This is a genomic window from Kitasatospora sp. HPM-01-4 (assembly GCF_051374625.1).
Lineage (GTDB): Bacteria > Actinomycetota > Actinomycetes > Streptomycetales > Streptomycetaceae > Kitasatospora.
In genome coordinates this window covers 5,402,858-5,421,323 of the sequence record NZ_JBPQGP010000005.1, presented here as the reverse complement: position 1 = coordinate 5,421,323, position 18,466 = coordinate 5,402,858, and the positions used below count along the sequence as shown (strand labels likewise).

Below are 18,466 nucleotides of genomic sequence, written 5' to 3'. Positions count from 1 at the left end.
ACCCATGAGCATGACCATCAAGTGGGCCGCGCTGGCCCAGACCGCGGGCGCCAGCTTCGCCATCACCGTCGCCGTGGTCACCGTCTTCTCGCTCGGCGTCCTCGCCCTCTCCCGCCGCGAGGCGGCCGTGCAGGCCGCCGGCGCCGACGGCGGCTCGGCGGGCAAGGGCAGCCTGGCCCTCGCCTCGCTCTGCTTCGCGGCCTGCGCGGGCGCCGTCCTCTACTGCCTCACCCTCATCGCCGGCTGACCCCGGGGCGAGCCCGCCGGGGCAAGGGGAGCCGCGAGATTCGGAAGTCCCCGGACACACGCGCCACTCAGGGGCGCGGGTACCGCGCGATCGGCCCTCTACGGAGGGCGCGGTCGTTCGCGCGGCACCCGCGCCCCTGAGGCGTTTTTGGCCCGACCAGGCGGCCCGCCCAGTCGGGCCCGACCGGACACGGACGCACCGCCACACCCGACGCCCGAGCCCCGGACGCCGTCCGCACTCCGCTTCGCCCGCCCTGACCGGCGGGCTTTACTTTGCCACCAGGAAGGTTGCCAAATTCAACCATCTCGGATTATGGTTGCCTAAGGCAACGAATCCCAGTGAAGGACCTTGATGAGCGACTCCCCGACCGAATCCATGACCCATCGCCAAGTACTGGAAGCCCTCTCCGGCCTGCTCCTCGGTCTGTTCGTCGCGGTCCTCTCCTCGACCGTCGTGTCGAACGCCCTGCCCCGGATCCTGAACGACCTGCACGGCGGCCAGGCGGCGTACACCTGGGTGATCACCGCGGCGCTGCTCTCGCTCACCGCCTCCACCCCGATCTGGGGCAAGCTCTCCGACCTGGTCAGCAAGAAGCTGCTGGTGCAGGTCGCCCTGGTGATCTACATCGTGTCGTCCGCCCTGGCCGGACTCTCCCAGAACACCGGTGAGCTGATCGCCTGCCGAGTCCTGCAGGGCATCGGCGCGGGCGGTGTCACGGCGCTCGGCCAGATCTGCCTGGCCGCGATGGTCTCGCCGCGCGAGCGAGGCCGCTACAGCGGCTACTTCGGCGCGGTGTTCGCACTGGCCACCATCGGCGGCCCGCTGATCGGCGGCGTCATCGTGGACACCAGCTGGCTCGGCTGGCGCTGGTGCTTCTACGTCGGCATCCCGTTCTCGCTGATCGCCATCCTGGTGCTGCAGCGGACCCTGAAGCTGCCGGTCACCAAGCGCGAGGTGAAGATCGACTACCTGGGTTCGCTGCTGATCGCCGGAGCCGTCAGCCTGCTGATGATCTGGATCAGCCTGGCCGGCCAGAACTACGCCTGGATCTCCTGGCAGACCGCCGTGATGGTCCCGGGCGGCCTGGTGCTGGCCGCACTCTTCGTCCTGGCCGAGAGCCGGGCCGCCGAGCCGATCATCCCGCTGAGCCTGTTCCGCTACCGGACCTTCTCGCTGGCCGCGATCGCCAGCGCCCTGGTCGGGATCGGGATGTACGGCGCCACCACCTTCCTGAGCCAGTACTTCCAGCTGGCCCGGGAGAAGTCGCCGACCATGGCCGGCCTCATGACCCTGCCGATGATCCTCGGCCTGGCCGTCTCCTCCACCGTGGCCGGCCGGCTGATCACCAGGTACGGCAAGTGGAAGGCGTACCTGGTCTCCGGGACCTTCCTGCTCGCCGCCGGCTTCGCACTGCTGGGCACCATCCGGGACGACACCGCGTACCCGATGCTCGCCCTCTTCATGGCACTGACCGGTGTCGGCCTCGGGCTGACCATGCAGAACCTGGTCCTGGCGGTGCAGAACACCGTGGAGCGCAAGGAGCTCGGCGCGGCCAGCTCGGCGGTCACCTTCTTCCGCACCATGGGCGGTGCGATGGGTGTCACGGCGCTCGGTGCCCTGCTCTCCAACCGGGTCACCCACTACCTGACCGAGAACCTGGTCGCCGCGCACATCAACCCGGCGGCCGCGGCCGCGGCCGGCGGCGGGGAGATCCCCGACCTGCACAGGCTGCCCAAGCCGGTGGTGCCGCTGGTCACCGACGCCTTCGGGCACGGGGTGGCGGAGGTCTTCCTGGTGGCGGCGCCGTTCGCGCTGGTGGCCTTCCTGGTGGTGCTGCTGATCCGCGAGGTGCCGCTGCGGACCCGCCAGGAGGAGGCGCCGGCGCAGCAGGCGGAGCCGCAGCTGGTCAAGGACTGAGCACCGAAGGCACCTGTACGGACGGAGGGGCCCGGGTCGCCGTGACGGCGGCCCGGGCCCCTCTTCGCCGCTCGAACGGGGCGGCCGGCGGGACGCGCGGAACCCCGTGAGAGGACGGGCCCCTGGAGGCTCAGGCGTCGAGCGCGGCGGTCAGGGCGTTGAAGCGCTCCAGCAGCTCGCCGAACTGCTGCACATCGGCGGTCTCCCAGGTCCCCAGCAGCGCCCGGAACTGGGCCATCCGCTGGCCCTTGGCCCGCAGGAAGCGCGCCGCGCCGTCCTCGGTGAGCGAGACCAGCGAGGAGCGCCGGTCCAGCGGGTCCACCTCGCGCGCCACCAGGCCGAGCGTCTCAAGCACCTTGATCTGACGGCTGATCGTGGCCTTCCCCACACCGAAGTGCAGACCGATGTCGGTCATCCGCACCCGCCCGGCGGCCTCGATGAAGGCCATCATGCTGTAGGCGACGCCCTCCAGCTGCGGATGTACCAGGCGGGACATGTCCGCCGCGCGAGCCCGGCCGCGCCGGAACAGCAGCGCGACCTCGCGCTCGACCGCCAGGAACGCCTCTTCGGCAGCCGCGTCGTCACTCATGGCGACCAGTATCCCGCAGGGCGGACTTTCTCCGACCAGGCCAACTGCTTCACCTCGTGAAGTATCATCCTCATGAAGTATTCGCTTTGACCGTGTTCTCGATAATCAAGGGGGAGAGAGTCGATGGCCGGCTCGGACCAAGGGTTCCTCGCAGAGTTGAAGGACGCGGTGAAACCGCGCGCAGCGTTCATGGTGGTCGCCGTACTGCTGCTCCAGCTCGGCTTCATCACCTCGTACCTCGGCGCCCTGCACCACCCCACGCCGCACCAGCTGTCGATCGCCGTCGTCGCCCCGCCTCAGATCAGCCCGAAGCTGGTGGCCGGCCTCGAATCCGTACCGAACGACGCGGTGAAGGCAGGCACGGCGGAGAGCGCCGACGCGGCGACCGACCTGCTCAAGGACCAGAAGATCTACGCGGCCCTGGTCTTCGACCCGAAGGGCACCGAGGACACCCTGCTGGTCGCCGGGGCCCGCAGCGCGGCCGCCGCCACCGCCGCCGAGCAGATCGTCACCGGCCTGGAGAAGACCCAGCACCGCACCGTGAAGGTCGAGGACGTGGTTCCGCTGACGGCGGGCGACGGCAGGGGCCTCTCCTCCTTCTACCTGGTCGTCGGCTGGTGCGTCGGCGGCTACCTGGTCGCCTCGATCCTCGGCATCAGCGCGGGTGCCCGGCCCGCCAACCGCCACCGGGCGCTGATCCGCCTCGGTGTCCTCGCGCTCTACTCGGTCGCGGCCGGGATCGGCGGCACGGTCATCGTCGGTTCGGCCCTGAACGCCCTGCCGGGCTCCAGCGCGCAGCTGATCGGTCTCGGCAGCCTGATCGTCTTCTCGGTCGGCGCGATCACCATGGCCCTGCAGTCGCTGTTCGACGTCATCGGCATCGGACTGGCGGTCCTGATCTTCGTGGTGCTCGGCAACCCGAGTGCGGGCGGGGTCTACGCACCGCCGCTGCTGCCCCCGTTCTGGCGGGCCATCGGCGCCTGGATCCCCAACGGCGCGGGTACGGACGCGGCGCGCTCGATCGCCTACTTCGACAGCACCAACATCGGCACCCCGCTGCTGGTCCTCACCGTCTGGGCCGTGCTCGGCATCGCCGTCACCTTCCTCGCGGTGATGCGCGGGCCGCGCGGCGGCCGCGAACCGGCCAGCTGACAGACCGTCGTCGAACGGGTCTGAGACCCCCGGGCCGAAGTGCCGGCCGGGGGTCTCAGACCCGTTCGCGTTGTGGCCTGGGCCGCGCCCCGGCGGCCGGGGCCGGCTCGGTCCGGAACACCCAGCGCTTCATCGCCCAGTAGCGGAAGACCATGGCGAGCAGGGTGCCGACGATCATCCCGCTGAGGAAGTCGGCCACCTCCTGGGTGAAGGCGCTGACGTCCGGCTCGCGCAGGTCCAGCACATAGCGGGAGAAGGCCAGCGGGGCGTCGTTCACCAGGATCGCCACCCCGCTGACCACGAAGAAGAGCACGGCCTCGCGGTGCCTCCCGTTGGTACGGAAGGACCACTGCCGGTTGAGGACGTACGAGACGACGGTCGCGATCACGGTCGCGACGGTGAGCGCGGCCACCGGTTTGGCGTGCAGCACCGTGAGTTTCAGCCCGAAGTTGACGGCTGTGGTGAGCAGGAAGCAGGTGCCGCCCACCAGCAGGAACTTCACCAGCCTGCGGTGCCGCAGCAGGAGCGGGCGCAGTCGGGCCGGAACCAGGGCCAGGGCCCGTTGAGTAGGTGACGGCATTTCGGCAGTGTCGCACGCCGGGGATCGCCCCCGGTACCCGAAAGACCCGCCCGGGGCATTACCGCCCGGTTGCCCTTGCGCGCGGCGGGCGGGCCCGCTATCCGGCGGCCGGCCGGCCATGGTCCGCAGGGCCCCGGCAGCCGCCCCGCCGGCTGGCTCCCCGGCCGGCTCCCCGGCAAGGGACGGCCCCGGCGACCGGGCGAACTTCCCGGGTACGGCTGCCGGTTGCCGGACCCGGAGGTGAACTGTCCGACTACGGCTGACGGTTGCCGGGTCCCCTGCGGGCACACCGTCGGCGCCGCCGCCGAGGGTGCGGGGAACCGAGCACCAACCGCCGCTTGCCGCAGCCGACTTCCACGGCCCCGGACCGGCACTGCGCGGAGGCGCGGGGTGGTGTCGGCACCACCCCGCACCCTGGGCCCGCGCCCTGGGCCCGCGCCCCGTACGCCCCGCGGCCCTGGGCGCCTACGCGGCCGCCATCAGGAGCTCGGCGGGCTCCAGGGCCAGCTTGAGCACCTCGCGGACGTCACCCACCGGGTGGACGGTGAGCCGGTCCAGCACCTCGGCCGGGACGTCGTCCAGGTCGGCTTCGTTGCGCCTGGGGATGATCACGGTGGTGATCCCGGCCCGGTCTGCGGCGAGGAGCTTCTGCTTGACCCCGCCGATCGGCAGCACCCGGCCGGTCAGCGAGACCTCGCCCGTCATCGCCACGTCCGTCCGGACCTTGCGGCCGGACAGCAGCGAGGCCAGCGCGGTGGTCATGGTGATCCCGGCGCTCGGCCCGTCCTTGGGGACGGCCCCGGCAGGGATGTGCAGGTGGACGCCCCGGTCCCGCAGGCCGACGACCGGCAGCTCCAGCTCGGCTCCGCGCGAGCGCAGGTAGGAGAGTGCGATGTGCGCGGACTCCTTCATCACGTCGCCCAGCTGACCGGTCAGGGTGAGACCGGTGCCGCCCGTCTCGGCGTCGGCCAGCGAGGCCTCGATGTAGAGGACCTCGCCGCCGGCGCCCGTCACCGCGAGACCGGTGGCCACGCCGGGGACGGCGGTGCGCCGCTCGGCGGGCTCCTGGGCGGACTCGGGGACGTGGTGCGGCCGCCCGATCAGCGCCCGCAGGTCGTCCGCGCCGATCACGGCGGGCAGCTCGCGCTCGCCCAGCTCGCTCTGTGCGGCGACCTTCCGCAGGATGCGGGCGATCGAACGCTCCAGGTTCCGCACGCCGGCCTCGCGGGTGTACTCGCCCGCCAGCCGACGCAGGGCGGCCTCGCCCACCGAGACCTCCTCGGCGGTCAGCCCGGCCCGCTCCAGCTGCCGGGGCAGCAGGTGGTCGCGGGCGATGACGACCTTCTCGTCCTCGGTGTAGCCGTCCAGGCGGACCAGCTCCATCCGGTCGAGCAGCGGCCCGGGGATGGCCTCCAGCACGTTGGCGGTGGCCAGGAAGACCACGTCCGAGAGGTCCAGCTCGACCTCCAGGTAGTGGTCGCGGAAGGTGTGGTTCTGCGCGGGGTCGAGGACTTCGAGCAGTGCGGCCGCCGGGTCGCCCCGGTAGTCGGAGCCGACCTTGTCGATCTCGTCCAGCAGGACCACCGGGTTCATCGACCCGGCCTCCTTGATGGCGCGCACGATCCGGCCGGGGAGCGCGCCGACGTACGTGCGCCGGTGGCCGCGGATCTCCGCCTCGTCCCGGACGCCGCCGAGCGCCACCCGGACGAACTTCCGTCCCATCGCGTGGGCGACCGATTCGCCGAGCGAGGTCTTGCCCACCCCGGGCGGCCCGACCAGCGCCAGCACCGCTCCCCCGCGGCGGCCGCCGACCGCCCCGAGCCCCTGACCCGCCCGGCGCTTGCGCACGGCCAGGTACTCGACGATCCGGTCCTTCACATCGGCCAGGCCCGCGTGGTCGGCGTCCAGCACGGCGCGGGCGGCGGTGATGTCGTAGACGTCCTCGCTGCGCTCGTTCCACGGCAGGTCGAGGACGGTGTCCAGCCAGGTGCGGATCCAGGAGCCCTCCGGCGACTGGTCGCTCGCCCGCTCCAGCTTGTCGACCTCCTTGAGGGCGGCCTCGCGGACCTTCTCGGGCAGGTTGGCGGCCTCGACCCGGGAGCGGTAGTCGCCCTCCTCGCCGTCCGCCCCGCCGTTCAGCTCGGCCAGCTCCTTGCGGACCGCCTCCAGCTGGCGGCGGAGCAGGAACTCCTTCTGCTGCTTGGCCACGCCCTCCTCGACGTCCTTGCGGATGGTGTCGTTGACCTCCTCCTCGGCGAGGTGGTCGCGCAGCAGCGTCAGCGCGTACTCCAGCCGGGCCAGCTGATCCGGCTCCAGCAGCACCTTGAGCTTCTGCTCGGCGGTGGCGAAGGGCGCGTACCCGATGTTGTCGGCGAGCTCGCCGACGCCCTCCATCTGCGTCACCCGGTCGACGATCTGCCAGGCGCCGCGCTTGCGCAGCCACGTCGTGGAGAGCGACTTGTACTCCTTGACCAGCTCGGCGGCCCGCCCGGCCACCGGCAGGCCCGGGTCCGACTCGCGGAACGGGCTGGTCTCCACCCAGAGTGCGGCGCCGGGACCGGTCGTACCGGCACCGATCCTGACCCGGCGGACGGCGCGGACCAGGGCCGCGGGGTCTCCGTCGGCCAGCCGGCCGACCTGCTCGACGGTGGCCAGGGTGCCGACCGCCGCGTACGACCCGTCCAGCCGGGGCACCAGCAGGACCTGCGGCTTCGCCCCTGCACCGGCCCCGGCCCTGGCCGCCTCGATCGCGGCGCGCACCTCGGCGCCGGACAGGTCCAGCGGGACCACCATGCCCGGCAGCACCACTTCGTCGTCGAGCGGGAGCACGGGCAGAGTGAGCGAAGCGGACGTCGATGCCATGATCTCTCCCCAGTCAGCGAACTTGAGCTGACCTGACTAAGGATCGGCGGCGCCGGGTTGTTCCCGGCTCCGTGTTCGCCCTCAGCGATCAGCCCGGGGAAGGAAGACGGCCTTGAACCGGAAGGTGTGAGTCCATACCGGACCCGGCAGTGGGAGTCACCCCGCCAAGGCGCGGAAACCGCCCGCCCCCGCAGGGTCCTCCTCCTCACACGGCAGCCCGCGTCCGCGCGCACGCGACGGCCCGCCGAGGCTCCGCCCGGCCGGCCGAGGGCTCAGAGCCCTGCCGTCGCAGGTTGCTCGCGCTGCTCCTCGCGCCCCCGGAACGCCTCCCTGCGCGGTCGGCCGCGCCGCAGCCAGCCCCAGAGCGCGACGCCGATGAGCAGGGACGCCGGGTGCCCGACACCGGTGACCAGGTCGCGGTCGGCGAGGATGCCGTGTCCGATCACCGCGGCCGCCGTAGCCAGCGCCAGGAGTCGCCCGGGCATCCGGAGCAGCCCGGCGAGCGCGCCGAGGCTGGCCAGCACGCCGTAGCTGACCCCGATGTCCAGGCTGTCCAGGGCGTCCGGACCGAGCCTCCCGGCGGCGACGGCGAGCGCGACGACCGACTGCGACAGCAGGGTGGCCAGGACGTGCCCGGCGGCGAAGACGGCCGCCGCCCGCAGCGCGCCGACCCGGCGCTCCAGCGGCGCCACGGTGAGGACGAAGGCCCAGAGATAGGGCGCCCAGACCGGCCCGGCCACCCACAGGCCGCTGAGCAGCAGGGGCAGGACCGTACGGTGCAGCAGGTTGTGCCCGTCGGTGCTGGAGATCTCCAGGAGCCGCTCGACCAGGGCGGGATCGCCGAACTGGGAGAACAGGGTGGTGCCCAGCAGCACGAGCATGTAGCCGAAGGCGAAGGGGTTGCGCCGCGGGGTGGGCACCAGCCGCCACGCCAGGCCCGGCAGCCCGGTCCACGCCGGCCGTCCGGCCGTCCGTTCACCCCGCACGCCGGCCCCCCGTCCATGCCCCGCGCCGAGACCGCGCCCCCGCCCGGCACCGCGCCGCAGCTCCGGCATCCCGCCTCCGCTCCAGGTGTGTGGGCCGGGTGGCGTTTGTCGTGCCCACGTTACGTCGAGCTCATGAGAGCCTGCTGAGAGGGACCTGTGAAGATCGCTCCCGGACCGGGCCCGCGAACCGCCCCCACCTTGGTCCGTACCAGCCCTTTGTTTACGGACAAGTAGTCACTTCGCGATGAAGTCTGCCATTCGTTCGAGGGCATACGCACCGTTACGGGCGATATTTTTGCCGGGTAAGGTATCGCCCCGTACCCCGTCCCGGGCAGGTCTCCGGCCCCGGCCAACAGGCCGGTTGTATCCGGTTCACCTGCCGGGATGCTCGCAGTGTCCGTACGCTGCGATGAGAGCGGAGGGCACGCAGACCCACACCTGCGGGCCTTGCCTTCAGATGCCGACGGCGGACGGCATTTCGGGTGGACCGCGGGCCGGAACACGGCCCATGACGGAACAAGACGACTACGAGCGGAGCCCGCTGTCCCCACAGGCAGCCGGCCCGCAGCCCTGGGGGCGGTGGCGTGACCGTGACAGAAATTCAGCAGGAGAGCACCGGCACTGGCAGTCCGGTGACCACACAGCGGCGGGTGCTCGTCGTGGAGGACGAGCCGACGATCGCCGAGTCGATCGCAGCCAGGCTCGGCGCCGAGGGCTTCAAGGTCGCCGTGGCCCACGACGGCCCCGGCGCGGTGGACGGATTCCACACCTGGCAGCCGGACCTGGTGGTCCTCGACGTGATGCTGCCCGGCTTCGACGGCCTTGAGGTGTGCCGCCGGATCCAGGCGCAGCGCCCGGTGCCGGTCCTGATGCTGACCGCGCGCGACGACGAGACGGACCTGCTGGTCGGCCTCGGGGTCGGCGCGGACGACTACATGACGAAGCCGTTCTCGATGCGTGAACTGGCGGCCCGGGTCAATGTGCTGCTGCGCCGCGTGGAGCGGGCCCAGCAGGCGGCCAGGACACCCGCACTCGGCTCCCTGCGCTTCGGCGATCTGGAGATCGACCACGTCCAGCGCCGGGTGCGCCTGGGCAGCGGCGACGTCCACCTGACGCCGACCGAGTTCGACCTGCTGGCCTGCCTGGCCGCCCAGCCGCGCGCCGTGCTCACCCGCGAGCAGCTGCTGGCCGAGGTCTGGGACTGGACCGACGCGTCCGGCACCCGCACCGTCGACAGCCATGTGAAGGCGCTGCGCCGGAAGATCGGTGCCAGCTGGATCCGTACGGTGCACGGGGTCGGGTACGCCCTGGAGGCCCCCCTCTCCTAGCCGTACCGGCGCTTGGGCCACCGGGGGGCCCAGGTCCGGCAGGTCGGGGGACGACGCAGGGACGACATGACCTTTCCACAGCAACGCAACGGGGTGACCCAGGCGCGGCACAGCGAGGCGGCCACCGCCGCACAACCGCGCCGTGGTCTGGCGGCGCGCGCCGCCAGCCGCATCTGGGCGGACATCCGCCCGCTCGACCCGGTCCGCTCCATCAAGGGCAAGCTGGCCCTGCTGGTGAGCGTGTCGGTCTTCCTGGCCACCGGCATGGCGGTGGTCGCGATCCGGTCCGAGACCCAGATCCGGATCATCATGATCTTCTCGATGATCGCCTCACTGCTCTTCATGCAGTTCCTGGCGCACGGGCTGACCGCGCCGCTGCGCGCCATGACCGCCGCCGCCCGGGCCATGGCGAGCGGCGACTACAGCGCCCGGGTGGAGGTCTCCTCCCGGGACGAGGTCGGTGAGCTGGCCGCCACCTTCAACCGGATGGCCGCCGACCTGGAGGCCGCCGACCGGCACCGCCGCGAGCTGATCGCCAATGTCTCGCACGAGCTGCGCACACCGATCGCCGCGCTGCGCGCCGTCCTGGAGAACGTGGTGGACGGGGTCGTCCAGCCCAATCCGAAGACGCTGGGCGCCGCGCTGGAGCAGACCGAGCGGCTCGGCCGGCTGGTCACCCACCTGCTGGACCTCTCCAAGCTGGACGACGGTGTGGTGCCGCTGGACGCCCGCCCCTTCGAGGTGCGGCCCTTCCTGGACGGCGTGCTGCGCGGCGTCACGGTGGACGGGGCCACGGCCGGCGGCGCGTACGCCAGACGGGACGACGTGACCCTGCGCCTGGACGTCAGCCCGGCCGAGCTGACCGGCGTCGCCGACACCGAGCGGCTGCACCAGGTGGTGGCCAACCTGGTGGACAACGCCTGCAAGCACTCCCCCAGCGGGGGCACCGTGACGGTCCGGGCCAGAGCCGGGGAACATCCGGGCGCGCTGCTGCTGGAGGTCGAGGACCAGGGTCCGGGCATCCCGGTGCAGGACCGCAGCCATGTCTTCGAGCGCTTCGGCCGCAGCGGTACGGCGACGGCCCAGGGACCCGGCAGCGACGGCGGGACCGGCCTGGGGCTGGCTATCGCCCGCTGGGCGGTGGATCTGCACGGTGGCCGGATCCGGGTGGCCGAGACGGCCGAAGGCTGCCGGATCGAGGTCACCCTGCCGGGCACGGGAACGGCCGAAGAACCGGATCCGCCCGCTATGAGCCGGTCGCCCCGATCTGTCACAGAACTGGAACACTAGGCGTCCGGCCATGTGTGAGACCCGCTGTCCCGGGGCAGCGAGCTGCAGTATTGTCCGGTTCTGTAGGGGTTTCGACCTGACGAGTAGGTATGCGCCTACCCGTTGATCGAGAGTTCTAACGCAGATTTTCGGCCAAAATGCCGGTCGACACTGTGATCTGGACGACGCCTACCGGCTGGGGACTGCGCGATCACTGTTCGGAGGCGTAGCCTTAATCACCGCTGTCCACCATCCCAAAAGGAAGCGGAAGAGGGCGGTTGCCCCGTGTCGCCACACCCTGAAACCCCCAGCTCGGCAAGCTCCACCACTGGCTTCGGCCCCAATGAGTGGCTCGTCGACGAGATCTACCAGCAGTACCTCCAGGACCCGAACTCGGTCGACCGAGCCTGGTGGGACTTTTTCGCCGACTACAAGCCCGGTACCGAGGTGACTCCAGTGACCCAGGCCGCAACCCCGGCCGGCCCCGCGCCGACCACCGTTGCTGCTCCCGCCCCCGCTGCCGCCGTTACGGCGCCCGCCCCCGCTGCACCGGCCGCGCCGGTCCAGCCGGCGCCCGCGCCGCTCGCCGCAGCCCCCGCCGCGCCGCCCGCGCCCAAGGCCGCCGCTCCGGCAGCGCCCGCGCCGGCCGCGGAGGGCCCTGAGCTGGTCCAGCTGCGCGGCCCGGCCAAGGCCGTCGCCAGCAACATGGACGCCTCGCTGGAGGTGCCGACCGCGACCTCGGTGCGCGCGGTCCCGGCCAAGCTGTTGATCGACAACCGCATCGTCATCAACAACCACCTGCAGCGCGCCCGTGGCGGCAAGGTCTCCTTCACCCACCTGATCGGCTACGCCCTGGTCCAGGCCGTCAAGGCCAACCCGGGCATGAACTACAGCTACCAGGTGAAGGACGGCAAGGCCTACCTGGTCAAGCCCGAGCACGTGAACCTGGGCCTGGCCATCGACCTGGTCAAGCCCAACGGTGACCGCCAGCTGGTCGTCGCGGCCATCAAGAAGGCCGAGACCCTCGACTTCTTCGGCTTCTGGCAGGCCTACGAGGACATCGTCCGCCGGGCCCGCGCCAACAAGCTGACCATGGACGACTTCACCGGCGTCACGGTCTCGCTGACCAACCCCGGTGGCATCGGCACCGTGCACTCGGTCCCGCGCCTGATGCAGAACCAGGGCACCATCGTCGGTGTCGGCGCCATGGAGTACCCGGCCGAGTTCCAGGGCTCCTCCCCGGAGACGCTGGCCCGCCTGGGTGTCTCCAAGATCATGACGCTCACCTCGACCTACGACCACCGGGTCATCCAGGGTGCGGCCTCCGGCGAGTTCCTGCGCTCGATCCACCAGCTGCTGCTGGGCGAGCACAACTTCTACGACGAGGTCTTCGAGTCCCTGCGGATCCCGTACGAGCCGGTCCGCTGGGCGACCGACGTCGCCGCCACCCACGAGGACGAGGTCAACAAGACCGCCCGCGTGATGGAGCTGATCCACGCCTACCGCGTGCGCGGCCACCTGATGGCGGACACCGACCCGCTGGAGTACAAGCAGCGCCGGCACCCGGACCTGGACGTGGTCTCCCACGGCCTGACCCTGTGGGACCTGGAGCGCGAGTTCGCGGTCGGCGGCTTCGGCGGCCAGCGGATGATGAAGCTCCGCGACATCCTCGGCCTGCTGCGCAACACCTACTGCCGCACCGTCGGCATCGAGTACATGCACATCCAGGACCCGAAGCAGCGCAAGTGGCTGCAGGAGCGCCTGGAGAAGCCGTACACCAAGCCCGAGCGCGAGGAGCAGCTGCGCATCCTGCGCCGGCTGAACTCCGCCGAGGCCTTCGAGACCTTCCTGCAGACCAAGTACGTCGGGCAGAAGCGCTTCTCGCTGGAGGGCGGCGAGTCCCTCATCCCGCTGCTGGACGCGGTCATCGACACCGCCGCCGAGCACCGCCTGGACGAGGCCGTCATCGGCATGGCCCACCGCGGCCGCCTGAACGTGCTGGCCAACATCGTCGGCAAGCCGTACGGCAAGATCTTCGGCGAGTTCGAGGGCAACCTCGACCCGAAGTCGATGCACGGCTCCGGCGACGTCAAGTACCACCTGGGCTCCGAGGGCACCTTCACCGGCCTGGACGGGGAGACCATCAAGGTCTCGCTGGCCGCCAACCCCTCCCACCTGGAGGCCGTCGACCCGGTCGTCGAGGGCATCGCCCGCGCCAAGCAGGACATCCTGGACCAGGGCGGCACCACCTTCCCGGTGCTGCCGATCCAGATCCACGGTGACGCGGCCTTCGCCGGCCAGGGCGTCGTCGCGGAGACCCTGAACATGTCGCAGCTGCGCGGCTACCGCACCGGCGGCACCGTGCACGTCGTGGTGAACAACCAGGTCGGCTTCACCGCCGCCCCGGCCTCCAGCCGCTCCTCGATGTACTGCACCGACGTGGCCCGCATGATCGAGGCCCCGATCTTCCACGTGAACGGCGACGACCCGGAGGCCGTGGTCCGCGTCGCGCGGCTCGCCTTCGAGTTCCGCCAGGCGTTCCACAAGGACGTCGTGATCGACCTCATCTGCTACCGCCGCCGCGGTCACAACGAGGCCGACAACCCGTCGTTCACCCAGCCGCTGATGTACGACCTGATCGACAAGAAGCGCTCGGTGCGCAAGCTGTACACCGAGGGTCTGATCGGTCGCGGCGACATCACCATGGAAGAGGCGGAGCAGGCGCTCCAGGACTTCCAGGGCCAGCTGGAGAAGGTCTTCTCCGAGGTCCGCGCGGCCGCCACCGCCCCTGCGGTGGCCGCGGGCGGCAAGCCGGTCGCCGACTTCCCGGTCTCCATCCAGACCGCCATCTCCGAGGAGATGGTCAAGCGGATCGCCGCCTCGCAGGTCAACCTGCCGGACTGGCTGACCGTCCACCCGCGTCTGCTGCCGCAGCTGCAGCGCCGCGCCGCCTCGGTCGAGGACAACACCATCGACTGGGCGATGGGCGAGACCCTGGCCATCGGCTCGCTGCTGATGGAGGGCCACCCGGTCCGCCTGGCCGGCCAGGACAGCCGCCGCGGCACCTTCGGTCAGCGCCACGCGGTCCTGATCGACCGCAACACCGGCGAGGACTACACCCCGCTGCTGTACCTGACCGAGGACCAGGCCCGCTACACCGTCTACGACAGCCTGCTGTCGGAGTACGCGGCGATGGGCTTCGAGTACGGCTACTCGCTGACCCGCCCGAACGCGCTGGTCATGTGGGAGGCGCAGTTCGGCGACTTCGTCAACGGCGCGCAGACCATGGTGGACGAGTACATCGCCTCCGCCGAGCAGAAGTGGGGCCAGCACTCCGGCGTCACCCTGCTGCTGCCGCACGGCTACGAGGGCCAGGGCCCGGACCACTCGTCCGCCCGCCCGGAGCGCTTCCTCCAGCTGTGCGCGCAGAACAACATGACGGTGGCCATGCCGACCCTGCCGTCGAACTACTTCCACCTGCTGCGCTGGCAGGCGCACAACCCGCACCACAAGCCGCTGGTCGTCTTCACCCCGAAGTCGATGCTGCGTCTGAAGGCGGCGGCGTCGGCCACCTCGGAGTTCCTCTCCGGCTCGTTCCGCCCGGTCATCGGCGACACCACCGTGGACCCGGCCAACGTCCGCAAGGTGGTCATCACCTCCGGCAAGTTCTACTACGACCTGGAGGCGGCCCGCGCCGAGCGCGGCGTCACCGACACCGCGATCGTCCGGATGGAGCGGCTCTACCCGCTGCCGGTGGCCGAGCTCCAGGAGGAGCTGGCCCGCTACGGCGACGACGTCCAGTTCACCTGGGCGCAGGAGGAGCCGGCCAACCAGGGTGCCTGGCCGTTCATCGCGATGAACCTGGTCGACCACCTGCAGGTCGTCATCGGCCGCAGCGCCAACGGCGGTGCCCGCCTGCGCCGCGTCGCCCGCTCGGCCTCCTCGGCCCCCGCGGTCGGCTCGGCCAAGCGCCACGCCGCCGAGCAGCAGGCGCTCCTCGACGAGGTCTTCAGCCTCTGAACGGGCTGAAGTCCTGAAGCACTGACGGGCCCGGCTCCCGCTCCGGCGGGGGCCGGGCCCGCGGCTATCCTGACAGCCGAGCCCCATCGGGCCGGCACCCCCATCACAGCGGAGCGCAGAACCGTGTACTTCACCGACCGAGGCATCGAGGAACTGGAGAGCCGGCGCGGCGAGGAGGAGGTCACCTTCGAGTGGCTGGCCGAGCGGCTGCGGGAGTTCGTCGACCTCAACCCCGACTTCGAGGTCCCGGTCGAGCGGCTGGCCACCTGGCTGGCCCGGCTGGACGACGAGGACGAGGACTGATCCGCGGTGCCGAGGGCCCGGTAGGCAACCGCCTGCCGGGCCCTCAGTCACTCCTCGCTCGCCTCCGGGCAAGTGTGCAGTCGGGGCTGCCCCTACGGGAGAGACCAGGGTCGAGGCGTCCTTGACTTGGCCACCACGCGATATATCGTCTTAACCAAGGGAGACGCGATACATCGCGAACCACTCAACGGGAGGCGACAGCACCATGAGCCAGTGGACGGTCAGCGAGCCGCAGCGGATCGACTTCGACGGACAGCCGGTCGACACTCTGCACGTGCGCACCATCGGCGGCGCGGTCAACGTCGTCGCCACCGAGGGCCCGGCCCGCCTGGAGGTCACCGAGCTGGAGGGCGAGCCGCTGCTGGTCAGCCTGGAGGACGGCGTCCTCACCGTGACCTACAAGGACCTCAGCTGGTCCGAGTTCGGCGAGGCCGTGAAGTCGGTGCAGTCGGTCAAGTACTTCTTCGCCTCGCTGCGCCGCAAGCGCCGGGCCGTGGTCTCGCTGGCCGTCCCGGCCGGCGCCGAGGCGAGGATCGGCACCATCTCGGCCGACGCCACGGTCTCCGGGCTCACCGGCAAGGTCTCGGTGAACGGCGCCAGCGGCGAGACCACCCTGGTCGGCCTCACCGGCCGGACCGACGCCAACACCGTCTCCGGTAACGTGAACGCCCAGTCGGTGGCCGGCGAGCTCCGGGTCAACACCGTCTCCGGCCAGGTCACCCTGGTCGCCGGACAGGCCGAGAAGGTCCAGGCCAACTCCGTCAGCGGCGACGTCACCCTGGATCTGGACGTCGAGACCGCCGCCGACATCCGGGTCACCACGGTGAACGGCGCGGTCGGTGTCCGGCTGCCCTCGCTCGCCGACACCAGGGTCGAGGCCGGCACCACCAGCGGCGACCTGACCAGCACTTTCGAGGAACTCAAGCTCGGCGGCACCTGGGGAGCCAAGAAGCTCTCCGGCCAGCTCGGCAGCGGCAACGGCAGGCTCCAGGTCACCACCGTCTCCGGCGCGGTGACGGTGCTCCGCCGCCCCGACGCGGACGACCGCCCCAACCTGGTGAAGGAACTCCCCTCCGCCGGCACTCAGGAGGCATGACATGACCCCCGTCTTCGGCCACGGCAGGCTCCGGCTGTATCTGCTGAAGCTCCTGGACGAGGCCCCCCGCCACGGCTACGAGGTGATCCGCCTGCTGGAGGAGCGCTTCCAGGGCCTGTACGCGCCCTCCGCCGGGACCGTGTACCCCCGGCTGGCGAAGCTGGAGAAGGAGGGCCTGGTCACCCACAGCTCCGAGGGCGGCCGCAAGGTCTTCCGGCTCACCGACGCCGGGCGCGCCGAGCTGAGCATGCGCCAGGACGAGCTGGCCGAGCTGGAGGTGGAGATCCGCGACTCGGTGGCCCAGCTGGCCGGGGCGATCCGCGAGGACGTCCGGGACAGTGCCAAGGACCTGCGCGAGGAACTCTGGGGCGCGGCCCAGAAGGCGCCCCGGCCGCAGGCCGAGGACGGGGGCCCGTGGGACGGCCCGTGGGGGGAGAAGGAGTCCTGGCAGCGGGCCAAGGAGGAGTTCGCCCAGTTCAAGGCGCAGGCCAAGGAGCAGGCCAAGCGGGCCAAGGAGCAGGAGCGGGCCGCCAGGGCGAAGGCGAAGGCGGCCGAGGAGGAGGCCCGCAGGCTGCGCGAGCAGTCCAGGGCCGCCAGGTCCGCCGCGCAGCAGGAGGCGATGCGGATCAAGCGCCGGGTGGAGCAGCAGGTCCGCGAGGCGGCCGCCCGCGGGGACTGGTCCGCCGGCCTGGCCGACGGCCTCTCCGAACTGACCCGCGGCCTGGCCTCCCTGGCCGACGCCGCCGGGTGGGGACACCCCACGGCGCCCGCGGAGGAGGTCCGGATCACCCGGATCGATCTGGACAAGGAGGGCGCGGGCCGCACGGAGAGCGCTGCCGGCGACACCGACCGGGCCCCGGTGGACCTTCCCCCGTGGACCGAGACCGATCCGTCGGCCGACCCCGCCCGGGAGTTGGAGCGCCTGCTCGACCGCTTCCGCGACCAGATCAGGGACAGTGCCCGCGACACCGGGGTGACCGCCGACCGGCTCGCCGAGTCCCGGACCGTCCTGGCGACGGCGGCACAGCGCCTGCGGCAGATCCTGGGCTAGACAACTCCCGTCGGGCGCGCGGGGAACCGCGCGCCCGGCCGAAGTGCCCCTCTCCTCAGGCGAGTTACGGCGTCAGCACCAGCTTGCCGAAGACGTCGCCCTTGGCGAGCCGGGCGAAGGCGTCACGGGCCTCGGCCAGCGGGTACACGCTGTCGATCACCGGACGGACGCCGGTGTTGACGCAGAGCGAGAGCAGTCCGGCGAGCTCGTCCTTGGTGCCCATGGTGGAGCCCGCCACGTTGAGTTCCAGGAAGAAGATCCGGTTCAGCTCGGCGGCCGGCGGGTTGTGGCCGGAGGTGGCACCGGAGATCACGATGGTGCCGCCGGGCCTGAGCACCTTGACCGAGTGCGACCAGGTGGCGGCACCGACGGTCTCCATCACCGCGTCCACCCGCTCGGGCAGCCGGGCCCCGCTCTCGAACGCGGCGTCCGCCCCGAGCTCGACCGCCCTGGCCCGCTTGACCTCGTCCCGTCCGGTCACCCAGACCCGCAGCCCGGCCGCCTTGGCCAGCACCACCAGCGCGGTCGAGACCCCGCCGCCCGCGCCCTGGACCAGCACGGTGTCACCGGGCTTGACGCCCGCCTTGGTGAACAGCATCCGGTAGGCCGTCAGCCAGGCGGTGGGGAGGCAGGCGGCCTGTTCGAAGGTGAGCTCGGCGGGCTTGGGCAGCAGGTTCCAGGTCGGTACGGCGATACGCTCGGCGAAGCCGCCCTGGTAACGCTCGGTCAGCATGGAGCGCGGTTCGTCGGGGCCGACCCCGTGACCGCTCTGCCCGATCACGGAGTGCACGACGACCTCGTTGCCGTGCTCGTCCACCCCCGCGGCGTCGCAGCCGAGGATCATCGGCAGCCGCTCCGCGGGCAGTCCCACCCCGCGCAGCGACCAGAGGTCATGGTGGTTGAGGGTGGCGGCCCTGACCGTCACCACGCTCCATCCCGGACGGACCTCCGGTTCGGGGAGTTCCCCCAACTCCAGTGCGCTGAGCGGATCGTCGGCATCGATACGTGCGGCGTAGGCAGCGAACATGACCCGGACGATAGCCGCGACACCGGTGGCCGGGAACCA

14 protein-coding genes are annotated in these 18,466 nt (G+C 71.4%); 9 read left to right on the top strand and 5 right to left on the bottom strand.

From position 1 onward, the window contains the following. Positions 1-4: 4 nt before the first annotated feature. Together ACSMTC_RS23625 and ACSMTC_RS23620 are read left to right on the top strand one after the other, a co-directional pair. A complete protein-coding gene (locus ACSMTC_RS23625) occupies positions 5-247 on the top strand; it encodes a hypothetical protein (RefSeq protein WP_436561711.1) in 243 nt (80 codons plus the stop codon). A gap of 351 nt (positions 248-598) precedes the next feature. Next, the gene (locus tag ACSMTC_RS23620; protein ID WP_436561710.1) at positions 599-2,164 is read left to right on the top strand and encodes an MDR family MFS transporter; all 1,566 of its coding nucleotides are present in this window, start codon (positions 599-601) and stop codon (positions 2,162-2,164) included. Positions 2,165-2,294: 130 nt separating this feature from the next. On the opposite strand, the gene ACSMTC_RS23615 is transcribed toward ACSMTC_RS23620, so the two are convergent. Continuing rightward, positions 2,295-2,753, bottom strand: coding sequence for a MarR family winged helix-turn-helix transcriptional regulator (locus ACSMTC_RS23615; protein WP_436561709.1), 459 nt, complete (start codon positions 2,751-2,753; stop codon positions 2,295-2,297). Positions 2,754-2,876: 123 nt separating this feature from the next. Between ACSMTC_RS23615 and ACSMTC_RS23610 the strand changes: the two genes are divergently transcribed. Continuing rightward, on the top strand, positions 2,877-3,905 hold the full coding sequence (locus ACSMTC_RS23610; RefSeq protein WP_436561708.1) for a DUF3533 domain-containing protein: 1,029 nt from the start codon (positions 2,877-2,879) through the stop codon (positions 3,903-3,905). Positions 3,906-3,960: 55 nt separating this feature from the next. On the opposite strand, the gene ACSMTC_RS23605 is transcribed toward ACSMTC_RS23610, so the two are convergent. From ACSMTC_RS23605 to ACSMTC_RS23595, 3 genes are all read right to left on the bottom strand, one after another. Continuing rightward, positions 3,961-4,485: a GtrA family protein gene (locus ACSMTC_RS23605; protein WP_436561707.1), complete on the bottom strand. Its 525-nt coding sequence runs from the start codon at positions 4,483-4,485 to the stop codon at positions 3,961-3,963. 465 nt (positions 4,486-4,950) lie between these two features. Beyond that, a complete protein-coding gene (lon, locus tag ACSMTC_RS23600) occupies positions 4,951-7,347 on the bottom strand; it encodes an endopeptidase La (RefSeq protein WP_436561706.1) in 2,397 nt (798 codons plus the stop codon). 272 nt (positions 7,348-7,619) lie between these two features. Then, on the bottom strand, positions 7,620-8,333 hold the full coding sequence (locus ACSMTC_RS23595) for a rhomboid-like protein (protein ID WP_436561705.1): 714 nt from the start codon (positions 8,331-8,333) through the stop codon (positions 7,620-7,622). Positions 8,334-8,923: 590 nt separating this feature from the next. On the opposite strand from ACSMTC_RS23595, the gene ACSMTC_RS23590 reads away from it, so the two are divergent. From ACSMTC_RS23590 to ACSMTC_RS23565, 6 genes are all read left to right on the top strand, one after another. Then, a complete protein-coding gene (locus ACSMTC_RS23590; RefSeq protein WP_436561704.1) occupies positions 8,924-9,661 on the top strand; it encodes a response regulator transcription factor in 738 nt (245 codons plus the stop codon). 66 nt (positions 9,662-9,727) lie between these two features. Further along, positions 9,728-10,951, top strand: coding sequence for a sensor histidine kinase (locus tag ACSMTC_RS23585; RefSeq protein ID WP_436561703.1), 1,224 nt, complete (start codon positions 9,728-9,730; stop codon positions 10,949-10,951). Between the two features lie 264 nt (positions 10,952-11,215). After that, on the top strand, positions 11,216-14,950 hold the full coding sequence (locus ACSMTC_RS23580; protein ID WP_436561702.1) for a multifunctional oxoglutarate decarboxylase/oxoglutarate dehydrogenase thiamine pyrophosphate-binding subunit/dihydrolipoyllysine-residue succinyltransferase subunit: 3,735 nt from the start codon (positions 11,216-11,218) through the stop codon (positions 14,948-14,950). A 123-nt stretch (positions 14,951-15,073) separates the two neighbouring features. After that, the gene (locus ACSMTC_RS23575; protein ID WP_035866044.1) at positions 15,074-15,253 is read left to right on the top strand and encodes a DUF6104 family protein; all 180 of its coding nucleotides are present in this window, start codon (positions 15,074-15,076) and stop codon (positions 15,251-15,253) included. Between the two features lie 205 nt (positions 15,254-15,458). Then, entirely contained in the window at positions 15,459-16,349 is an 891-nt protein-coding gene (locus tag ACSMTC_RS23570) for a DUF4097 family beta strand repeat-containing protein (protein ID WP_436561701.1), read from the top strand. Position 16,350: 1 nt separating this feature from the next. Further along, on the top strand, positions 16,351-17,400 hold the full coding sequence (locus ACSMTC_RS23565) for a PadR family transcriptional regulator (RefSeq protein ID WP_436561700.1): 1,050 nt from the start codon (positions 16,351-16,353) through the stop codon (positions 17,398-17,400). Positions 17,401-17,464: 64 nt separating this feature from the next. On the opposite strand, the gene ACSMTC_RS23560 is transcribed toward ACSMTC_RS23565, so the two are convergent. Continuing rightward, entirely contained in the window at positions 17,465-18,427 is a 963-nt protein-coding gene (locus tag ACSMTC_RS23560; protein ID WP_436561699.1) for a zinc-binding dehydrogenase, read from the bottom strand. Positions 18,428-18,466 lie beyond the last annotated feature (39 nt).

Coding starts and splice junctions, on each gene's coding strand:
- ACSMTC_RS23625 (WP_436561711.1), top strand. CDS start 5: ATGAGCATGACCATCAAGTGGGCCGCGCTGGCCCAGACCGCGGGCGCC.
- ACSMTC_RS23620 (WP_436561710.1), top strand. CDS start 599: ATGAGCGACTCCCCGACCGAATCCATGACCCATCGCCAAGTACTGGAA.
- ACSMTC_RS23615 (WP_436561709.1), bottom strand. CDS start 2,753: ATGAGTGACGACGCGGCTGCCGAAGAGGCGTTCCTGGCGGTCGAGCGC.
- ACSMTC_RS23610 (WP_436561708.1), top strand. CDS start 2,877: ATGGCCGGCTCGGACCAAGGGTTCCTCGCAGAGTTGAAGGACGCGGTG.
- ACSMTC_RS23605 (WP_436561707.1), bottom strand. CDS start 4,485: ATGCCGTCACCTACTCAACGGGCCCTGGCCCTGGTTCCGGCCCGACTG.
- lon (WP_436561706.1), bottom strand. CDS start 7,347: ATGGCATCGACGTCCGCTTCGCTCACTCTGCCCGTGCTCCCGCTCGAC.
- ACSMTC_RS23585 (WP_436561703.1), top strand. CDS start 9,728: ATGACCTTTCCACAGCAACGCAACGGGGTGACCCAGGCGCGGCACAGC.
- ACSMTC_RS23570 (WP_436561701.1), top strand. CDS start 15,459: ATGAGCCAGTGGACGGTCAGCGAGCCGCAGCGGATCGACTTCGACGGA.
- ACSMTC_RS23565 (WP_436561700.1), top strand. CDS start 16,351: ATGACCCCCGTCTTCGGCCACGGCAGGCTCCGGCTGTATCTGCTGAAG.
- ACSMTC_RS23560 (WP_436561699.1), bottom strand. CDS start 18,427: ATGTTCGCTGCCTACGCCGCACGTATCGATGCCGACGATCCGCTCAGC.